The 19,097-nt window shown below is 42.4% G+C and carries 15 protein-coding genes and 1 rRNA gene; 1 reads left to right on the top strand and 15 read right to left on the bottom strand.

Annotated elements, in window-relative coordinates:
• A 16S ribosomal RNA gene (locus tag PQG66_RS24940) occupies positions 1–103 on the bottom strand; the annotation flags it as partial.
• Between the two features lie 496 nt (positions 104–599).
• On the opposite strand from PQG66_RS24940, the gene PQG66_RS24935 reads away from it, so the two are divergent.
• Complete coding sequence (locus PQG66_RS24935; protein ID WP_272040551.1) at positions 600–1,985, top strand: molybdopterin-dependent oxidoreductase; 1,386 nt, start codon at positions 600–602, stop codon at positions 1,983–1,985.
• Positions 1,986–2,144: 159 nt separating this feature from the next.
• On the opposite strand, the gene ligA is transcribed toward PQG66_RS24935, so the two are convergent.
• The 14 genes from ligA to PQG66_RS24865 all read right to left on the bottom strand — a co-directional run bounded on the left by ligA (position 2,145) and on the right by PQG66_RS24865 (position 19,085).
• Positions 2,145–4,157, bottom strand: a complete 2,013-nt coding sequence (gene ligA, locus PQG66_RS24930; protein ID WP_272040550.1) for an NAD-dependent DNA ligase LigA — start codon at positions 4,155–4,157, stop codon at positions 2,145–2,147.
• A gap of 120 nt (positions 4,158–4,277) precedes the next feature.
• Complete coding sequence (gene pcrA / locus PQG66_RS24925; RefSeq protein WP_272040549.1) at positions 4,278–6,641, bottom strand: DNA helicase PcrA; 2,364 nt, start codon at positions 6,639–6,641, stop codon at positions 4,278–4,280.
• A gap of 442 nt (positions 6,642–7,083) precedes the next feature.
• Complete coding sequence (locus PQG66_RS24920) at positions 7,084–7,788, bottom strand: heptaprenylglyceryl phosphate synthase (RefSeq protein ID WP_272040548.1); 705 nt, start codon at positions 7,786–7,788, stop codon at positions 7,084–7,086.
• Positions 7,789–8,030: 242 nt separating this feature from the next.
• The gene (locus PQG66_RS24915; RefSeq protein ID WP_272040547.1) at positions 8,031–8,906 is read right to left on the bottom strand and encodes a phosphatidylinositol-specific phospholipase C/glycerophosphodiester phosphodiesterase family protein; all 876 of its coding nucleotides are present in this window, start codon (positions 8,904–8,906) and stop codon (positions 8,031–8,033) included.
• A gap of 156 nt (positions 8,907–9,062) precedes the next feature.
• The gene (locus PQG66_RS24910; RefSeq protein ID WP_272040546.1) at positions 9,063–10,463 is read right to left on the bottom strand and encodes an undecaprenyl-phosphate glucose phosphotransferase; all 1,401 of its coding nucleotides are present in this window, start codon (positions 10,461–10,463) and stop codon (positions 9,063–9,065) included.
• Entirely contained in the window at positions 10,460–11,398 is a 939-nt protein-coding gene (locus tag PQG66_RS24905) for a glycosyltransferase family 2 protein (RefSeq protein ID WP_272040553.1), read from the bottom strand. The genes PQG66_RS24910 and PQG66_RS24905 overlap by 4 nt, the downstream gene beginning before the upstream one ends.
• Before the next feature lie 155 nt (positions 11,399–11,553).
• Entirely contained in the window at positions 11,554–12,495 is a 942-nt protein-coding gene (locus PQG66_RS24900; RefSeq protein WP_272040545.1) for a glycosyltransferase family 2 protein, read from the bottom strand.
• An 82-nt stretch (positions 12,496–12,577) separates the two neighbouring features.
• Entirely contained in the window at positions 12,578–13,456 is an 879-nt protein-coding gene (gene rfbD, locus PQG66_RS24895; RefSeq protein ID WP_272040544.1) for a dTDP-4-dehydrorhamnose reductase, read from the bottom strand.
• Positions 13,453–14,478, bottom strand: coding sequence for a dTDP-glucose 4,6-dehydratase (gene rfbB / locus PQG66_RS24890; RefSeq protein ID WP_272040542.1), 1,026 nt, complete (start codon positions 14,476–14,478; stop codon positions 13,453–13,455). The genes rfbD and rfbB overlap by 4 nt, the downstream gene beginning before the upstream one ends.
• An 18-nt stretch (positions 14,479–14,496) precedes the next feature.
• Positions 14,497–15,057, bottom strand: coding sequence for a dTDP-4-dehydrorhamnose 3,5-epimerase (gene rfbC, locus PQG66_RS24885; RefSeq protein ID WP_272040552.1), 561 nt, complete (start codon positions 15,055–15,057; stop codon positions 14,497–14,499).
• A 17-nt stretch (positions 15,058–15,074) separates the two neighbouring features.
• Entirely contained in the window at positions 15,075–15,818 is a 744-nt protein-coding gene (locus PQG66_RS24880; protein WP_272040541.1) for a sugar phosphate nucleotidyltransferase, read from the bottom strand.
• On the bottom strand, positions 15,815–17,002 hold the full coding sequence (locus tag PQG66_RS24875) for a DegT/DnrJ/EryC1/StrS family aminotransferase (protein WP_272040540.1): 1,188 nt from the start codon (positions 17,000–17,002) through the stop codon (positions 15,815–15,817). Before PQG66_RS24875 ends, PQG66_RS24880 begins: the two co-directional genes overlap by 4 nt.
• Before the next feature lie 278 nt (positions 17,003–17,280).
• Positions 17,281–17,967, bottom strand: a complete 687-nt coding sequence (locus PQG66_RS24870; protein WP_272040539.1) for a hypothetical protein — start codon at positions 17,965–17,967, stop codon at positions 17,281–17,283.
• Complete coding sequence (locus PQG66_RS24865) at positions 17,964–19,085, bottom strand: glycosyltransferase (RefSeq protein WP_272040538.1); 1,122 nt, start codon at positions 19,083–19,085, stop codon at positions 17,964–17,966. The genes PQG66_RS24870 and PQG66_RS24865 overlap by 4 nt, the downstream gene beginning before the upstream one ends.
• Positions 19,086–19,097: the final 12 nt, after the last annotated feature.

The raw sequence follows: 19,097 nt of genomic DNA, 5'->3' as shown, positions 1-19,097 counted from the left end.
GCTAAGTTTGAGAGAAGCAAGCTTCTCTCAAACTCCGCTCGACTTGCATGTATTAGGCATGCCGCCAGCGTTCGTCCTGAGCCAGGATCAAACTCTCCAATAAAGTATTGAAAAGAGCGATAAGCTCATTTTGAATCTGACGATTCATTGTAAATCAAAAGTTACTATCCATTTGTTCAGTTTTCAAAGAACTTGGTTTACCTTTCCCGCTGTTAACTTTCGCCAATCAGACAGGAAGTATATCATATCATGTTAACTAAGTTTCTGTCAACAATCTTTTTTTCGTCATTCTTCAAAGTGATTCGACTCTCATCCGTTTGAAGCGACAAGAAATAATATATCACGACAGCAATACTTTAGCAAGTGCTTTATTCAACTTTTTTCATATTCACATCGATATAAGCATGATTCGCTACTTTATTTGAAGAAGGTGATTCAAAAACTTTATAATTAAGGTATCTGAAATTAGAAGTAACACTCATCAGTATATCTGTAACCTTGCACCCCCCCTCTATGTTATACGTCCCTGCCTAGGCCCTTGAAGGCCTTTAAGTTTTCAACTCATTCCAGCTCAAATTAACGATGCGAGGTGAACACACGTGGAACAATGGTTAGCAAAGATTCGCAAAGGTTACGGTAAAAAACTGGTTTCAATTCATGCATGGAATGCCTGGATCGTTGTTATTCTCACCATTACCGGTCTAATTTTAATCGGGGGCTTCTGGCGTGAAACATTGGGGATTGGACGTGTCTGGTTAAAATGGATCCATATTGCACTAGGTCTCCTTATGCTTGCCCCTGTTGTGTACTACTTATTACTTGTAAACAAGCACTGGAAGCAACTTCGCAATAAACCTTGGCAAAAAGTAAACACCCTCATCGTACTTACACTTCTTATTGGATGGCTGATATCAGGTATTGTCCTATGGCAGTTCAAACTGGCTGGCCCCCGGTGGTCCAACGCCGCACTGCTGGTTCATGATCTGCTCACATGGGCTGGGTTGCCTTACATCATCTATCACTCCATAACAAGGACTCGATGGTTAAAAGACGATGCTCGCCGTATCATTCGAGGCAGTGAACTTCCAAAACAGAGTTCAAATGTACCTGAACCGGCCTCTCCCTTCACTAACGCAGAGGATGCGAACACAAGTGGCTTAGCTTCGGCTATATCTTATACCACTAGAGACAAATATTTTCAAAGAAATAACAAAACAAAGTTTGACAAGCCGCAACCGGTGTACACCCGTCGAGCCTTTATCCGCTCAGCCGTTGGCATAGGACTTGCTGTGACTGTCGGGCCTACATTTATATCTTGGATAGGTAAAAACCTCAAGATCAACAACAGCATAGATAGCATGCTTGAGAACGATCCCAACCGGATGATTCCACTACCTCAGCCATTATCCGCTTCTTCCCCTCCGATTGGGGGCGGAGCTGAAGGTCATTTTCGCGTATATACCGTGACCCCTATACCTTCTTTCTCGAATGCAAACTGGTCCTTCCGTATCGATGGGCTTGTAGAGCGTGCACAGATCTGGAATTGGGAGCAATTCCTCAAGCTTTCCCGAACAGTGCAAGTCAGTGATTTCCACTGCGTTACTGGCTGGTCCGTATACAAGAACACATGGGAAGGCATACCACTGAAGCATTTCTTAGAAAAAGCCGGAGTGAAACCTGGTGCGCACAGCGTCAAATTTTATTCTGCCGATGGGGTATATACAGATGCCATCACCATGGAACAGGCCCAGATGGATGACATTATCATTTCCGTCATGCATGACGGAAAATCCATCCCTGCCGATCTCGGTGGCCCGGTACGGCTCGTTATCCCGCAAATGTACGCCTACAAATCAGTCAAGTGGTTAAACCGCATTGAAGTTATTGATACAGAACATATCGGATATTGGGAAGAACGTGGATACGACAAGGATGCATGGTTATCTGGTGCTTCTCAGCGTTTCCCAAATATAAGCGGTTCATAGTATAACGTTAGCTTCCCGTTTGTTTCACGAGTTCCATGTTTCATACTAAATTCGGCACGAAAAAAGCCTCCAGACACGACGAGCGTGTTTCCGGAGGCTTCCTACTTTCTTGATGCTATTGCTTACTCCTCATCAGAAGCAGTTCTGCTTCTATTCAATCTACGGATTCAGCAAACGTACGAGTTCATCTTCATCTTCAATGGTCGGGATGCCTAGATCATGAGCCTTCGTTAATTTGCTGCCTGCCTTCTCTCCGGCAATGACAAGGTCTGTCTTTTTCGACACACTGCCTGTGACCTTCGCACCAAGCGCTTCAAGTTTCTGCGTTGCCTCTTCTCGCGTCAGTTGATGCAATGTTCCTGTGAGCACAACCGTTTTACCACTGAAGAAGGAGTCCTCTACCACAACTGCCGGTGCTTCCGATGCCTGTGCTTTCACGCCCAGATTAAGCATCTTCTCGATCGATGCTTGGGTGAACGGATCCGCAAAGAAATTAACAATACTCTCCGCTACGATACTACCTACATCCGGTAGTTCGACCAATTCTTCTACAGTCGCATTCATGATAGCATGCAAATCACGGTAATGATCAGCCAGCATACGTGTAGTGGATCTGCCCGTGTTTGGGATACCCAGGGAATACAGGAACGAAGCCAGGTCTCGTTCTTTACTCTGCTCCAGCGCAGCGAGAAGGTTGTTTGCCTTCTTTTCGCCAAATCGCTCCAGCTTCACCAAGTCCTCAAATTGCAATGTGTATAGATCAGCTGGTTCACGTACGTTTAATTGATCATACAACTGTATGGCTGTTTTCTCACTAAACGTCTCGATGTCCATCGCATCTCTTGAAGCAAAATGGGAGATCCGAGCTACCGTTTGCGGTTTGCACGCCAGCTTATTGTTACAGAATAAGTGTGCCCCGCGCTGCTCCAGTGGGAATCCACATGCCGGACATTGCTCAGGGTATATGATCTCATCCCCGTCATTCTCCTCGGTCACTTTACCAAGAATCTCAGGGATCACATCATTGGAACGGCGAATAAATACGCGCGATCCCAGCGCATACTTCAGGTTTTTACGTTCAATATCGCCCACATTATTCAGCGTACAGTTCTGCACAGTCACTCCTGCAAGCTCAACCGGCTCTACTCGTGCCAGCGGTGTCACTTTGCCTGTGCGACCAACATTCCATACAACTTCGTTCAGCACTGTTGTTGTCTCTTCTGCTTCGAATTTGTAGGCCACTGCCCAGCGCGGGAATTTATCCGTATACCCCAGCACTTCACGAGTTCGCATATCCGTCAGCTTAATTACAGCTCCGTCAATTAGATAATCCAGCTGTCCCCGGTTCTCCTGAATTGCAGCAAGCTGCTCCATTACGTCATCAAACTCATGGAAGTAGGTAATGGATGGATTCACTTTGAAACGATTCTCGCGTAGAAAGTCCATCATTTCCTGATGATTCGCAAACTGAATGTTGTCCGAATAACCAATATTGTAAAAATAGGCGTTCAACCGGCGCTCAGCAGTTGTTTTCGGATTCAAATTGCGCAACGCACCCGCCGCTGCATTCCGAGCATTTTTAAGCGGCTCTGCAGCCGTTTCGTTATATTTATTCAACACTGAGAGATTCATAATTCCCTCACCCTGCACTTCAATGGTACCACCGGTATAGGGTATTTTGAGCGGAACCGACTTGATCGTTTTGACCTGAGCCAAAATACCTTCGCCCACCGTTCCGTTCCCGCGTGTAGATGCCTGTACCAGTTCACCGTTCGTATACGTGAGGTTCAAGGTTAGCCCATCAAACTTTAACTCAATGACATAGCTTGGTTCGGGTAAGGGGTTACCCGGATTCTTGCTGTTATAATCGTTAATCAGCTTCAATGCACGAGTATTCCAATTCCGCAGCTGTTCAACATTCTGTGCTTTGTCCAAACTCCATAATGGGGATAAATGACGATGCGGTGTGAATCCCTTGAGCAGTTCGCCCCCTACACGTTGTGTGGGAGAATCCGGCAACACGATGCCGCTCTCCTGTTCCAGCGTAACCAGTTCATCATACAGAAGGTCATACTCCTTATCGCTGATCTGCGGCTGATCCATCGTATAGTAAAGATAATTGTGCTGGTTCAGCTCGGTAACGAGTTGCTCCATCCGGTGCATCGGGTCCATATCGGGCCATCCCTCCGTTAATATGATATATGTAGAACGAACATGCCTATTGCATTCAATGAACCTGGTAGAATCAGCTTTGATCAGTTCATATCATGCAATAGGCGGTTTCATCCTTATTTATTCCACTTTGGTAATTGGCGCAAATCCGGCAAGCAGACGTTTCACGCCGACCGGGGCCGGGAATGCAATCTGCAGCTCGGTATCATTACCACTGCCTTTGACCGCAACAATGGTACCTGTTCCCCATTTACCGTGTTTCACTTTGTCGCCTGCCTTGAATCCTGCTGCACTATCAGCCGAAACAGATTTCGAAGCAGACGTTGGCGCTGCAAATGTAGGGCGAGAAGTACTCATTGTTACTCGGGACGTTGGCCCCGATGATGTTGCGGATGAACCGCTGCGGCTCTGTTGTTCGAACAGCTTGGCCGCACTTGCAGCACCGCCAAAATTACTTCCACCACTGGAGCCTAGACCGCGCCCTCCATAAGAGCCACCCGTATTGGTGCCACGACGATAACGGTCACGTGCAATGGAGGTATCTTCCTTCAGCTCATCTGGGATTTCATCCAGGAAACGTGATGGTGGATTAGCGGTTGTACGTCCAAACAAAGTCCGCATCTGGGCACAGGACAAGAACAACTGCTCTTCCGCACGTGTGATCCCTACATAAGCCAGACGGCGTTCTTCCTCCAGTTCCTCGTTGTCCATAAAAGCACGGCTGTGCGGGAAGACCCCTTCCTCCATACCAATGATGAACACAACCGGGAACTCCAGACCTTTGGCACTGTGCATCGTCATCAGTGTGACTGCATCACTCTGATCCTCTTCATCATCGTTCATGCTGTCGATATCTGCAATCAATGCCAGATCGGTGAGGAACGAAACGAGCGTTTTGTCTTCATTATTTTTCTCGAACTCCATCGTTACCGATAGAAACTCTTCGATATTCTCCAGTCTTGCACGAGATTCAATCGTATTTTCCTTTTGCATCTCGTCGCGATACTGGCTCATCTCCAGAATTTTCTCCGTCAACTCCGTCACCGACAGGTACTCGACCATCTGGTGCAGCGCAGCGATCATATCATAGAATTCCACCAGGGCATTACGCGTGCGACCCGCGAAACCAAGATCATCAACCACTTGCAGTACACGGAATATAGAAACTCCACGCTCACCCGCCGCCGCTGCCAGCTTCGCTACAGTTGTATCCCCGATGCTTCGCTTAGGCACATTAATGATCCGGGTCAAGCTAATATCATCATCCGGGTTGGACAACAGGCGCAGATACGCCAAAATATCCTTGATCTCTTTCCGATCATAGAACTTGATGCCGCCGACGATCTGGTACGGAATATCCGATTTGATCAGAATTTCCTCGATGACCCGGGACTGTGCATTCGTACGATACAAGATGGCATGATGCTGATAGGATTTGCCGTTTTTCACATTTTTACTAATCTCGGAGGTTACAAAATACCCCTCATCATGCTCGGAATCCGCCCGGTACACCTTGATTTTCGAACCGCCTTCTTTGTCCGTCCACAGCTTCTTCGGTTTACGGCCTGTATTCAGACCAATGACTTCGTTCGCTGCATTCAAGATATTCGAAGTGGAACGATAATTCTGCTCCAGCAGGATTGTCTGTGCTTCCGGGTAGTCTTTTTCAAAGTTAAGGATGTTCGTAATGTCCGCTCCACGCCAGCGATAGATCGACTGATCACTATCCCCTACGACGCAGATGCGGTGATGGCTATCAGCCAGCATGCGGCACAGCATATACTGCGCACGGTTCGTATCCTGATACTCATCGACGTGAATATATTGGAATTTCTTCTGGTAAAAGTCGAGCACTTCCGGCACTTCTTTGAATAGTTGAATCGTTGCCATGATCAGATCGTCAAAGTCGAGCGAGTTGTTGGCTCTTAACCTCTTCTGGTACATCGTATATATCTTCGCTACAATGCCTTCAAAGTAGTCGCCTGCCTGTTTCTCGTATTGCTCCGGACTGATCAGTTCGTTCTTGGCTGTACTCATCATCGCCTGAACGGCTTTCGGTTCAAATTTCTTCGTATCAATATTCTGATCCTTCATACAGCTGCGAATGACAGATAGCTGATCTGATGAGTCCAAAATACTAAAGTTGGATGTGAAACCGATCCGTTCAATGTCACGGCGCAAAATACGCACACACATAGAGTGGAACGTGGAGACCCAAATGTCGCGGCCTTGAGATCCGCCTACGAGTTGAGATACCCGATCTTGCATCTCCCGAGCGGCTTTGTTCGTAAACGTAATCGCCAAAATGCCCCACGGGGGTGCTTTCCGTGTTGCGATCAGATAGGCAATCCGGTGCGTCAACACCCGGGTTTTGCCCGAGCCCGCGCCAGCCATAATTAGTAGTGGCCCATCGGTTGCCTCAACAGCTTGACGCTGAGGGGTGTTCAGCCGCGCGACGGCGTCATGTATATTTACAGGTTGCATGCATGCATGCTCCTTTCGTTAGTTGATCGTATAAGGGGCTTGAGGTTACACTTTGCACTCCCAGTGCAGTAGCATCTTCCGATCGTCGTTATCCCCAGATTTTTGGATCCCCTTTGTCAAAGGGAAAATCCGGTGATAAATACGAACACTTCGTTTCTACAGATTGCTTCTGCACTCTCCGTTCGCGTGTAAACATAGTCCCTTATACTTTGTGGATAGGTAAAATAACAAGAATACTGCGATGAATCTCCAGTTTTATACAAAAGAAACTTGGTGTTCAGAGTAGTTCTCTCTCTGCATTTCTTTATAAAAGCATAAATCGTAAATACAATGGTTGAAAGAGGGCTGCCCCCGTAATGCACCATTACTTTAATTCATACAAGGCAAAGTTCTATTTTAACAGATTCAAAGGGGGACGTGGGGGATTGGTAAACTAAACCGGTCAGACGCTGTCTTTGTTGGCTTTCACGGCTTGCACTGTCTCCAAGGCCTGATGCAGATTGCTGTACACAATATTGCCGACAACGACGGTATCTGAAACCTGAGCAGCTTGTCTTGCTTTCTCAGCAGTATCGACTCCACCGCCATATATGAGGTGCGCTCGCTCCAGTTGTCTATGTGTCTCGCCGACCAATTCCATATCACCAAATGTACCGCTGTATTCTATATATATTATGGGCAGATTGAGCAGCCTCTCCCCAGCCTGAGCATAGGCAGCCACAGCCTCTGTACTCAGTTCCGTATCGGCTCCGGTTAACCTAGCGACGGTAGAGTTCGCATGAAGCACAATATACCCTTCGGTAATCAGCAAATCCCACGGAATCAGATAGCCGTAACGTTCAATCGCCTGTTGATGCTGTCCAATCATCCATTTGCTGTCTGCTGTGTTAAGCACCATCGGGATCAGATACCCGTCAAATCCGGGCACAACGGCTTCCAGATCAGATACTTCCAGCACACAAGGTAGTTCATAGCGACGCACTCGGGACATGAGGTCTACCGTATTGTCATACGTAATTCCGGATGATCCGCCAACAATTATTGCATCGGTACCCGACATGCACACCTGATCCAGTGCTTCATCGCTAATTTCCCGGTCCGGGTCGAGCTTAAATACGTGTCTCCACTGCTTAATCATGTCTATCAACGAACATTCCTCCAGAGGTTCTTCTGCATCCTAAAAAAGCTTGTAAACTAAGTCTAAGTCAGCAGACAGTAGGTGTCAATGTTCGTATAAAAGGGGAACAAAAAAATACACAAACCTTTTACCGTTTTCATTCATAAAAAGTCTGTGTGTCGAATTCTGATCTTTTTTCATAACTTTTGATCAATTTTCCATGGTCTATTTAATGAATGATCTATTTACAGCCTTTTTGATCCTTCATTCATCTACCGTTTCCAAGCAAATCTTGTGCTCATCTCTTCCATTTCTTGCTCAGTCAGTACATCGGAATATACACCGTACACGCCCCATTTCTCATAGTTTGCTGCTTGTTGTGTATCGTTAATGGTATGCACGTAGGTAACTGCTCCAGCTTTGTTCAGCTTGGCCACAAAGTTCTGGTTCACTTTATATTCCGGCATAGTGACGGCATCGATATCATTATTTTGTACAAATTGCACGACCTGTTCCTCTGTATCTTGTGTGGCATATAAGGTGTAGATGATGGAGGGGAAGCTGTAAACTTCCATGACCTTTGCAAGCATCGGTTCATTATAGATCTGTACAACAACTCGGTTTAGAGCGGACGGATCATGCTTTTTCGCTGCATTGACCAAAGATTGAAGCACCTGCTGAATATCTTCGTCCTTCTGTTCTTTGGTATCAGTTACGATATACATGTCGGGGTATTTCGACAAAACGTTCATTATTCCATTGGCATCCATAGGCTGGTATATCCCCAGAATCGGTGTATTCATAAATTCATCATGCGTGAGCGCCCCTGCCTGCTTATGCTCTGGCAATTGTTCATCCTGTCCCAGCATTTTACTCATATTGGCCGTCCATTCATGTCGGGCTACAGCTACGCGATCCGAAGTAAGCATGAAGTCAATCTCGAAAACGCGTGTGCCCTTCTCATAATTGGCGATCATCGCTTCATACGCATTGGTGTAAGGCTGCTCCCGAATGCTGCCCATGGCGTGGGCAATTAAACGATAATTGGTGAACCCGTCGCGTTGCTCTTCACTCTGACTGTCATGAGCCCAAAACAGTGTACCTACGGTCATGAGCATCAATGTTACAACAGCTGCAATACGTTTCATATGAATTTCACATCCTTTACTGACGTATTGAATCCTCAAAAAGAATCATCGGATGTCACTTGCTTTTTGGTAACTAACTACCCGAATAGGGCAGGAGCAAAACAAAAAAAACCGCCCGAAGGCGGCTTTCACTTTACTCATGAGATAGGAGATTTCTTAATAAGCGTTTTTCAATCCATTCCGAATGGTTTCCCATATGATTTTAATATCGAATAATAAAGACCAATTTTCAATGTAAAAAATGTCCTGTTCAATCCGATCCTCAATGGAGGTATCTCCTCGTAATCCCTTACTCTGGGCTAACCCCGTAATGCCTGGGCGAACATGATGTTTGATCATATACTTGGGTATTTCATCTCGAAACTGGTTGACGTAGTATGGTCGTTCCGGCCTTGGGCCTACCACACTCATATGTCCTAGCAATACATTAAAAAATTGAGGCAGTTCATCCAGACTGGTACGTCGGATAAACGTTCCAAAAGCTGTACGACGAGGATCATGTTGAGTTGACCATCCTGTGTCTTCTACCCCCTCAGGCATTGCCTTCATGGAACGGAATTTATACATCATGAAATTACGTCGGTTCAGCCCTACCCGCTCCTGTTTAAATATAATCGGCCCAGGAGAGGTCAAACGCACACCTAACGCCACAATCAGCATTACTGGTGAGGTTGCTATGATTGCTACCAATGAAAATACGATATCAAACGCACGTTTCATGAGGCGATTAATCGTAATGTCCAGTGGAATGTCACGCACGTTAATCATCGGCATGCCCGCAAAATTATCAAAGTGAGGACGTGCTGGAAGGTAATCAAAGAAATCCGGAATAATTAGTGTGCGTACACCAGCCTTCTCACACACATTGATGATATGCGAGTACTTATCATGTGCATCCAGTGGCAGAGCCAAAATGACTTCATCCACAAAATGTGTAGACAGGAACTCTTCCAGTTCATCAATGCGCCCCAGAATAGGACTGTATCTCTTTTGTTCCACTGGGTCCCATTGACGATAATCATCTAGAAATCCCGTAACTTCATATCCCAGCTCAGGGTAGCTTTTGAGGTTGTCATAGAAACGCTTGCCGAGCGAACCCGCTCCAAGAATTAACACAAACTGGCGATTGAAGCCTTTTTTGCGCATTCGTTTTAACTGTAATTTGACGATATAACGATACATCAATGTAAAAGTCACATTACCGATCAAATACATCGCAAGATATGCACGTGAGATATTAACTTCTTTGAAAAAGAACATCAAGCTTAGCAACATGAAGAACGCTATCCCATGAGACTGGATAATTTTCCAGAGTTCATCGACAAAGCGCTTTTTACGTTTAGGCACATAGAGCGAAGATAATATACCTGCCAATATAGCAAGCACGGCATATACCAAGCTCCACATCAAATACTTTTCGATCGGTAGCGGGCTTTGGTTGGTTAAGAGATCACTTTCGAACTTCAACCACCACGCCAGCAAAAAGGACAGCTGAATAACACCAAAGTCAGACGCTATATACAACTGAGTTAAAAACCGTTGATTTCGCCGAATCATGATTTCACCTCGGATGATACTTCATTTTCTGTTCTCGTATGTGTTGTAGATATTGTCGATTTCTTTGAACGGGAAGGCAGAGGTAACCAGCTACGCACAAGGGATAAAGTGAATTTCAATGAAATCCCCATGTATACCGCAGAATTCATCAGCAGATTATACTTTTTTGCATAGTGTTTACGGTGGAACACCCACATCGCTCTATGAAACTCGTACGTAATTTTCAAAGGTTTTCGACGGGCACTTCCCCCTTTATAATGTACAATATATGTACGAGGATAGTAATAAATGCCCCATCCTGCCTCTTTAATACGATAACACCAGTCAATATCCTCACCATACATAAAGAATGTCTCATCTAATCCGCCGACTTGGTTGATGGCCTCGCGGCGCACCAACATGAACGCACCGACGAGACAATCAACCGGGTATTCATCATCAGGACTAAGGTGTCCCAATTGGTATTGATTAAACTTCGGCAAATCCGGGAACAGTCGTGAAAGACCAAATGCATAATAAAATGATGCAGATGGTGTAGGAAACCCTCGTTTGCATGCCTTATCCAATGAGCCATCGGGGAGGATGACTTTACAGCCTGAGGCCCCCATTTCGGGATGGCGATCCATGAAGGAGATCATGGTCTGCAGCGTATCGGGCTGTACCACCGTATCGGAATTAAGAAGCAGCATGTAACGTCCGCTGGCAACATCCATTCCTTGATTGTTGGCTACGGCGAAGCCTGTATTGTCAGAGTTGGCAATCATGCGAACACCAGGGTACATCGTTTGGATGGCTTGAACTGAATCATCCCGTGATGCATTATCGACAACTATAATTTCGAATTGATAGGAGGTCTTGGATGCGTAAACCGACGCCAAACAATCTAGAGTCAATTGACGTGTATTGTAGTTAACGATGATAATGCTGACATCCATCTCACTTTTTTTATTTATATTCGACACTTCGGTTAAAGAAGTATCTGTTGTATGAATCATTTTGAAAAACTCCTGACTTCGTCTCTTGTTTAACTATTGAAAGTATAGCATATCTTGGACGTGTCAAGACATTAAAAGTAGATTCCAGTATACGCTTATACTTTCTTCAGCACATATATGAGTTTAAGAACAAGATTATCTAACGCGGCTTGGCGGTAGAAAGGCATGTTTAGGGCGTACTTTATTCTCTTAATAAAGCTACCTTCTAATCCGTTTAAAAAACTTTTAACATCATGTGATTGAACCGAAGTTAAATATTCTCCATATATCTCATTGAATAACCTTGCTTGCTCACTTAATCTTAAGCTTCCTACATTTGAGAATCGATCAAATCTTCTCTTCCATTTCGTACTCCAACCTTTGTTACTACCTCCCATAACGTTTTCCTGATGTTGTCTGTACAGAATAGTGGGCTCCTTATCAAATATCACTTCTCCAAAGCTACTGACATAAAGATAAATCCAACGATCATGCATAAGAATGCTTGTCAGCTCAGAGGGGAGATTAGTCCTGATCTGCTCGAAAGTGACTGGATTCAGAACCATCGTGCAGCCAACACAGCAATTTTCAACCAAAGCGTTATACATACTGAGTGGTTTTGGAGGAAGAGCTGGCCATATGTTCAAATGGTTCAACTCCTGATCTACCATTTGGGTAGACGAACAATACATCAACGGAGTATCGGATGGTCTTGATTGGAGTTTTTCCACAGCCCTGCTGAGTTTGTACGGTTGCCACACGTCATCTTGATCACAAAAAGCGTAATAATCGTATACAGGGTTTGTTAAACGCACTAGTTCAAAAAAACTGCCGATCACTCCTAAATTCTCACCCTCAAAAATATGAATTTTGATCTCATCGGAAACCGATTTGGTGTAATTACGAACCTTCTCGAGTGTTTCATCGGAAGAGCCATCATCCCTGATGTAAATATCCATCTGGACGTGCTGCTGTGCCACCAAACTTTCAAGTTGTTCTTCAATATATTTTGCACCGTTATATGTAGAAAGCATGATACATACTTTTGATTGACTCACATTTCACCTCAAAAATTAACTTTTCTCTTTATTATATACGAAAACTCTCGCTCAGAAATACAAGAGCGAGAGTTAGTTATGGTTATTTGCTTTGTTTATCTTCTGACAAAGTACGGATAAAATCACGTAACCCTTCCTGCCACGGGCGGAGGTCCGTCAAACCGTTAGTTCGAATGGATAAATGATCCATCACTGAATTAACGGGTCTGGGAGCCGGTCTTGGAAACTGCTCCGTTGTGCACGGTTCCAATTCAGCTTGAATGGTAATTCCCCCAGTAGTTCGAGCTTCGTCAAAAATAGCTTGTGTAAATTCATACCATGTGCACTCTCCACGATTGGAAGCATGGTATATACCGTAACTTTCTGTAGCCATTAGTTCGATAAGGAATGCGGCCAAGTCTACAGTATATGTCGGTGATCCTTTTTGATCATGAACGACCTGAAGTTTTGGTTTTTCCTGCCCAAGCTTTAACATCGTTTTGACAAAATTATTCCCGTACAGGCCGTATACCCATGACGTTCGCACAACAAACCATTTGGAGGACAATGACTGCACAAGCCATTCTCCAGCCCGTTTGGATTTGCCATATACGCTTTGAGGGTTCGTATTATCATATTCCTGATAAGCATTGGTCGACTGACCATCAAACACATAATCTGTGCTGATGTAGATGAGTTTTGCTCCGACCTTTTCCGCAGCTACGGTCACATTACGTGTTCCTACTGAATTAACCTTATATGCACCATCTATATCAGTCTCTGCTATATCCACAGCAGTATATGCAGCACAATGAATAATGACTTCTGGATGATATGACGATATGACGTCATTACATTGGACTTGATTAGTAATGTCCATCTGATCCCGATCACAAGCAAGAACATCATGCCCTTCCTTTTTCAAAAGAAGCACAACATCACGTCCAAGCTGGCCACTTGCGCCAGTTACGAGAACTTTCATGCCTTATCGTCCCCTAAACGAGCACCATACTGCTTCTCATAGTACTCCTGATAGGCCCCGGATTGAATACGTGTCCACCAATCTTTGTTATCTAAATACCACTGAATGGTTTCCTTAATTCCTGTCTCAAAGTTATGCTTAGGCTTCCAGCCCAGTTCGTTCATCGTTTTGGTAGGGTCGATACCATAACGTCGGTCATGTCCCAAACGGTCCTGCACATATTGGATCAAGGATTCCGGTTTACCCAGCTGTTCCAAAATGGTCTTCACAATGTGTATGTTAGTCCGCTCATTGTTACCGCCAATATTATAAACCTCACCATTACGTCCCTTATGAATAACAAGATCAATTGCACTGCAATGATCCTCTACATAAAGCCAATCTCGAATGTTCAGCCCATCTCCGTATATAGGCAAAGCCTCATCATTCAGCGCACGTGAAATCATAAGCGGAATCAACTTCTCAGGAAATTGAAGGGGACCATAGTTGTTAGAGCAACGCGTAATATTTACAGGCAGCCCAAAGGTTTCATGATAAGCACGTACCAGCAGATCCCCTCCTGCTTTGGAGGCAGAGTAAGGGCTGTTTGGTTGAAGCGGAGTTTCCTCTGTAAAAAGTCCTGTTGGACCTAAAGATCCGTACACCTCATCCGTTGATACTTGAACGAACTTGGTTATATTATGTTTTTTAGCAGCTTCAAGCAGTACTTGAGTGCCATTCACATTCGTTCGTACGAAAACATCCGGTTCCATTATGCTGCGATCCACGTGTGATTCTGCTGCAAAATTAACGACTACATCTACACCTTGGCCAATCAGGCGGTCCATCTCAGCAGCATCTGTAATATCTGCTTTGACAAAAGTATGCCGCTTATTGCCCTCAAGAGATTTTAAATTCTCTAGATTGCCCGCATAGGTAAGCGCGTCTATATTAATAATTTCATAGTTCGGATACTGTTCTAGCATATACATAACAAAGTTACTACCAATAAATCCGGCACCGCCGGTAACGAGCAATTTCATGGGATGAAAACCTCCTAATTACTTCACTTCGAAATTAAAATTGATCTCTGCGTCCTTCAGCAATGGGTGCCTCTGGTCCTTGTCGGACAAGATCGGATTGGACGTAGGCCAATCAATTCCAAGCGCCGGATCACTCCATAATATGCCACGATCATGCTCAGGGGAATAGTATTCGTCTACTTTGTAAAAGACTTGGGTGTTCGGAACCAACGTACAGAAGCCGTGAGCGAATCCTTTCGGGACGAGCAACTGACGATGATTATGCTCGCTAAGAATGAAACCTTCCCATTGACCAAACGTTGGGGATCCTTTTCTAATGTCAACAATGACATCATAGATCGCACCGGAAATAACACGGATTAACTTGGTTTGTGCTTTTGGATTCAACTGATAGTGTAATCCACGGAGCACTCCAGGTTGCGCCGACAAGGATTGGTTGTCTTGAATGAAGTGGAATTGAAGCCCATTTTGTCTCATGACATTATCGTTGTAACTTTCCATAAAAAAACCCCGGTGGTCACCGTGAACTTTGGGTACTATTAAAGAAGCTCCTTCAAATCTCAAGGAGGTTATCTCCATCATGCTGCTCCTTCCTATTAAAGTTTTAATTTACCATATTCAATTCCAAATTGAATGTCTTGTGAAAGTTCATTAGCTTTTGCTAGAGAAGCATGAGTTCCTGCATCTGTCCACCAGCCCTTAAGAATGTCGTAGGTCAAGTTTCCTTTTTCGATATATGCATTATTAACATCAGTAATTTCTAATTCACCTCGAGCGGATGGTTTCAAGGTATCGATAATCTCAAATACATTACTATCAAACATATATATGCCGGTTACCGCATAATTGCTTTTAGGCTTTTGCGGCTTCTCTTCAATGGAGACAATACGTTCTCCTTCAATCTCCGGAACCCCAAAACGATGCGGATCTGAAACTTCCTGAATCAGGATTTTAGCTCCTGCATCTTGCGTTCTAAAATTCTCAACATATGGAGATATATCATCAGAAAATACATTATCCCCCAAAATAACAGTCATTTTATCCTTACCTACAAAATGTTTAGCAAGATTTAACGCTTGAGCAATTCCTCCAGCTTCATCTTGAACTTTATATGTGAAAGTAACTCCCATTTCACTACCACTTCCTAGAAGGTTAACAACATCTCCCATATGATCTTTGCCTGTAACAATTAAAATATCCTCAATTCCGGATAGTTTAAGCTTGTGTACAGAGTGAAAGATCATAGGATACTTCCCCACAGGAAGAAGATGTTTATTAGTAACCTTTGTGAGAGGATATAAGCGTGAGCCTGTCCCTCCCGCGAGTATTATACCTTTCATAATGACCTCCGGTGAATTTCTATTATATTCTCACAGATTATCTCGACTGTTTCTAATGACAACTCGGGATATATTGGTAAAGTTAGAACTTTGTCACTTATTGCCTTCGCATTCGGCAAATCAAGTCCACTATATTTTTCTTCAAAGCAATCATAGTCTGTCGCAAGGGGGTAGAAATACTTTCTAGTGAAAATATTATTTTCTCCAAGCAACTCATGAACTGTATCTCTTGATACTCCAAATAGTATTGGGTCGAAAAGAACTGGAAAATAGGAGTAATTATACTCGATATTATTCAGACTATAATTTAGTAACTGTATTCCAGGAATCCCTTTAAGGAGACTAACATACTTATCTGTTATTAATTTCCTCTTATTGATATTAGTTTCAACATAATTTAAATTAACGAGCCCCATTGCAGCTTGAAACTCATTCATTTTTGCATTATAGCCAACCATTTCAACTGTTTCTGGACCACTAATACCGAAATTTTTTAGAAGATTAATTTTCTTTTTGTAGTTACTATTTTTATAACTCAACACCCCCCCCTCAATTGAATGGAACAGTTTAGTAGCATGAAGACTAAACATGGACAAGTCTCCATGCGAAGCAATTGATTTTCCATCTAGTTTAACTCCAAAAGCATGTGCAGCATCATATATGACTTTCAAGTTATACTTCTTGGATATCTTTTCAATCTCATGTACTTTACAAGGTGTACCAAATACATGTACTGGTAAGATCGCCACTGTTTTTTCATTTATTAGTCTTTCAATTTTAGAAACATCAATATTATAGTCATCTTTATCGATGTCACAAAAAACAGGCGTTAAACCACAATTTACTATAGCATGTATGGTTGAGGCAAAAGTAAATGGCGTGGTAATAACCTCACCTTTCAAATCTAATGTTTTTAATGCTGTTTCCAAAGCAAGATGTCCATTGACTAAAAGGCTTATATTTTCAACTTCGCAATATTCAATCAATTTCTCCTCAAATTCTTGATGTAATACTCCATTATTTGTAATCCATGAATTATTCCAAAGTCGTTCAATTTCTGCTGTGAACTCTGAAAACGGGGGCATAAATGTTCTTGTTACATTTACAGGCGAGTCTAACTTTCTTAATTCATACATTGATATATGGCCTCCCTCTAAAGTAATGTTTCGCCTGTTTTCTCTCATTCGTAGTTTACAACTTCGACATCTCTGCGTAAGGAAAATTGCTCAGATATTTTAATAACCATTTTGGCTTCTCAGTTGCTTCATTTGAGGTTGTATATCTGTGATGAGATAAGGTTCAGGTGATAGAGTTTGAATTAAAATCTTTGTTCTTTAACTATCTTTGTCACAAAGGGTTAATAACACCATTTACTTGTGGTTTGCTTTGTCCCAGGAAATAATAAGGATCCTCTTTTTGACTAAAAGCTCAAATCTCTTAAATAGTCGAATGGCTTTAAAGATCATATATTCATTTCTCGTGCAGCTGTTGAAATGACTGTAGTCAACTCACGAACATCCTTAACAACAATTGCTCCTAATCCGACTTTACTTTGCTTACCTACAAAAATCTTTTCTTTAATTGACGCACCCGCTCCTATAAGTGATAATTCGCCAATATTTACATTACCTGATATAATAGCATTGGGATTAATAGTACAAAAATCACCTATAACGACATCATGACCTATATTGCAAGAACGATTCAATAACACAAAATTCCCCAATTTAATATTCACCGTCATATTTACACCTGAACATATGACGTTCCCAAATCCCATCTTATTATTTATACTCTGAGATAAATTAGCACGTGGATGTATTAAATTAGGAAAAACCACATTCGATACTTCCATATCCTCTATTTTATCCCTAAGATTTTTCTTTAAAATGGGATCCGCCAGTCCAATAACAACTCCAATAGAGGAGAATTTATGGCATAAAAGGTGAAATTCATCATTCGTACAAAATATTTCAACTTCCTCAATCTTCTTTCCAACCTCAGATTTATCATTTGTAACAAATCCTATGAGATTGTAGATGTTCTGATACATAAATCCATTAATTTCATCTATTAGTGCTTTAATTTCCTTAGCACAACCTCCGGTACCAAATATAACTATCGGTAAACCAGCCCATGAACTCATCATTTTTCTCTTCCTTGTTTCCCGAAGAACTTTCTTAGTTTCGAATACAAATTAGGGGCTTTTTGTATTTTTCTTTTTGCACTGTCTAAAATAACTTGTTGAGTAGATTTCTCAAAAACATCTACAATATCAAGAGAACCAGTCATTTCGAAGAAATCCTTATCACGGAAATTAAACTTCTCTTCCAAAACCACCCTCGTTGTCTCATTGTTCAGCAATTCACTTAATTTTTTCAAACCAATCAATTTGTAGATCGGCTTTATGTCATAAGAGATCTCTCTAAAATATGCAAAAGCTTTCTCACATTCAATTTCATCTCTTGTATACGATTTTGAACTTTTCTCCTTCAGAAATCCATCTATAAAGTCTTCATCAGAAATTCCATTAAAGAAATCATCCATTATGATAAAAAGTTCATTTTTATTTCTAATAATATTTTTATAAGTGACGGAACTAGTATTCATTTCATTTGATAGTATTCTGAAATATACTAATTTTTCCTCCATTACATGTATCTTATATTTTTTTATTACATTAATCCACATTGAGAAATCTGGAAGTTGTCTAAAACTAGGATTGTACATACCTATTTCAGAATAGATGGAACGTTTGATTAAGAGAGATGGATGACAAAAACAATTTAATTTATAAAACAGTTGGTGTAGCCACTCTCCAGAAGATTTATTAGACTGAGTAAAAGCATCTGCCCAAAAATAATCATTTTTCTGTAGTATATTATTTGACTCATCAATAAAGTAAGCATCTGTAAAGACACATGATACATCCGGGTTATTTTCCAAGTACTTCATTTGTTTTTCAAGTTTATTTTGTTCCCAATAGTCATCTGAATTCAATAAAGCAACGTAATCAGAATCTGAAGATAAAATTCCATAGTTAAGAGTATCAACAGCACCTTGGTTAGTTTGGAAACAAAAAGATTTAATTCTTTCGTCATTATAAGATTGGATAATTTCATTCGAGTTATCAGAAGAGGCATCGTCCACAATGATTAGTTCGAAATTTTTGTATGTCTGATTTAGAACACTCTCAATAGCTTGCTTCAAAAATTTAGAATGATTATATGATGGTATTATAACTGATACTTTAGGATCCTTATTCAAAAATATACACCC

This window comes from Paenibacillus sp. JJ-100 (assembly GCF_948329825.1).
Taxonomy (GTDB): Bacteria; Bacillota; Bacilli; order Paenibacillales; family Paenibacillaceae; genus Paenibacillus.
The sequence above is the reverse complement of the archived record's forward strand: the minus strand, read 5'-3'. Positions and strand labels throughout refer to the sequence as shown.

What these genes read in the sequence shown, in the direction of transcription:
- PQG66_RS24905 (WP_272040553.1), bottom strand. Translation starts at nt 11,398, where the DNA reads ATGGATGTCAGCATTATCATCGTTAACTACAATACACGTCAATTGACT.
- PQG66_RS24915 (WP_272040547.1), bottom strand. Translation starts at nt 8,906, where the DNA reads ATGAAACGTATTGCAGCTGTTGTAACATTGATGCTCATGACCGTAGGT.
- ligA (WP_272040550.1), bottom strand. Translation starts at nt 4,157, where the DNA reads ATGGACCCGATGCACCGGATGGAGCAACTCGTTACCGAGCTGAACCAG.
- PQG66_RS24880 (WP_272040541.1), bottom strand. Translation starts at nt 15,818, where the DNA reads ATGAAAGGTATAATACTCGCGGGAGGGACAGGCTCACGCTTATATCCT.
- PQG66_RS24910 (WP_272040546.1), bottom strand. Translation starts at nt 10,463, where the DNA reads ATGATTCGGCGAAATCAACGGTTTTTAACTCAGTTGTATATAGCGTCT.
- PQG66_RS24870 (WP_272040539.1), bottom strand. Translation starts at nt 17,967, where the DNA reads ATGATGAGTTCATGGGCTGGTTTACCGATAGTTATATTTGGTACCGGA.
- rfbD (WP_272040544.1), bottom strand. Translation starts at nt 13,456, where the DNA reads ATGAAAGTTCTCGTAACTGGCGCAAGTGGCCAGCTTGGACGTGATGTT.
- pcrA (WP_272040549.1), bottom strand. Translation starts at nt 6,641, where the DNA reads ATGCAACCTGTAAATATACATGACGCCGTCGCGCGGCTGAACACCCCT.
- PQG66_RS24875 (WP_272040540.1), bottom strand. Translation starts at nt 17,002, where the DNA reads ATGAGAGAAAACAGGCGAAACATTACTTTAGAGGGAGGCCATATATCA.
- rfbB (WP_272040542.1), bottom strand. Translation starts at nt 14,478, where the DNA reads ATGAAATTGCTCGTTACCGGCGGTGCCGGATTTATTGGTAGTAACTTT.
- rfbC (WP_272040552.1), bottom strand. Translation starts at nt 15,057, where the DNA reads ATGGAGATAACCTCCTTGAGATTTGAAGGAGCTTCTTTAATAGTACCC.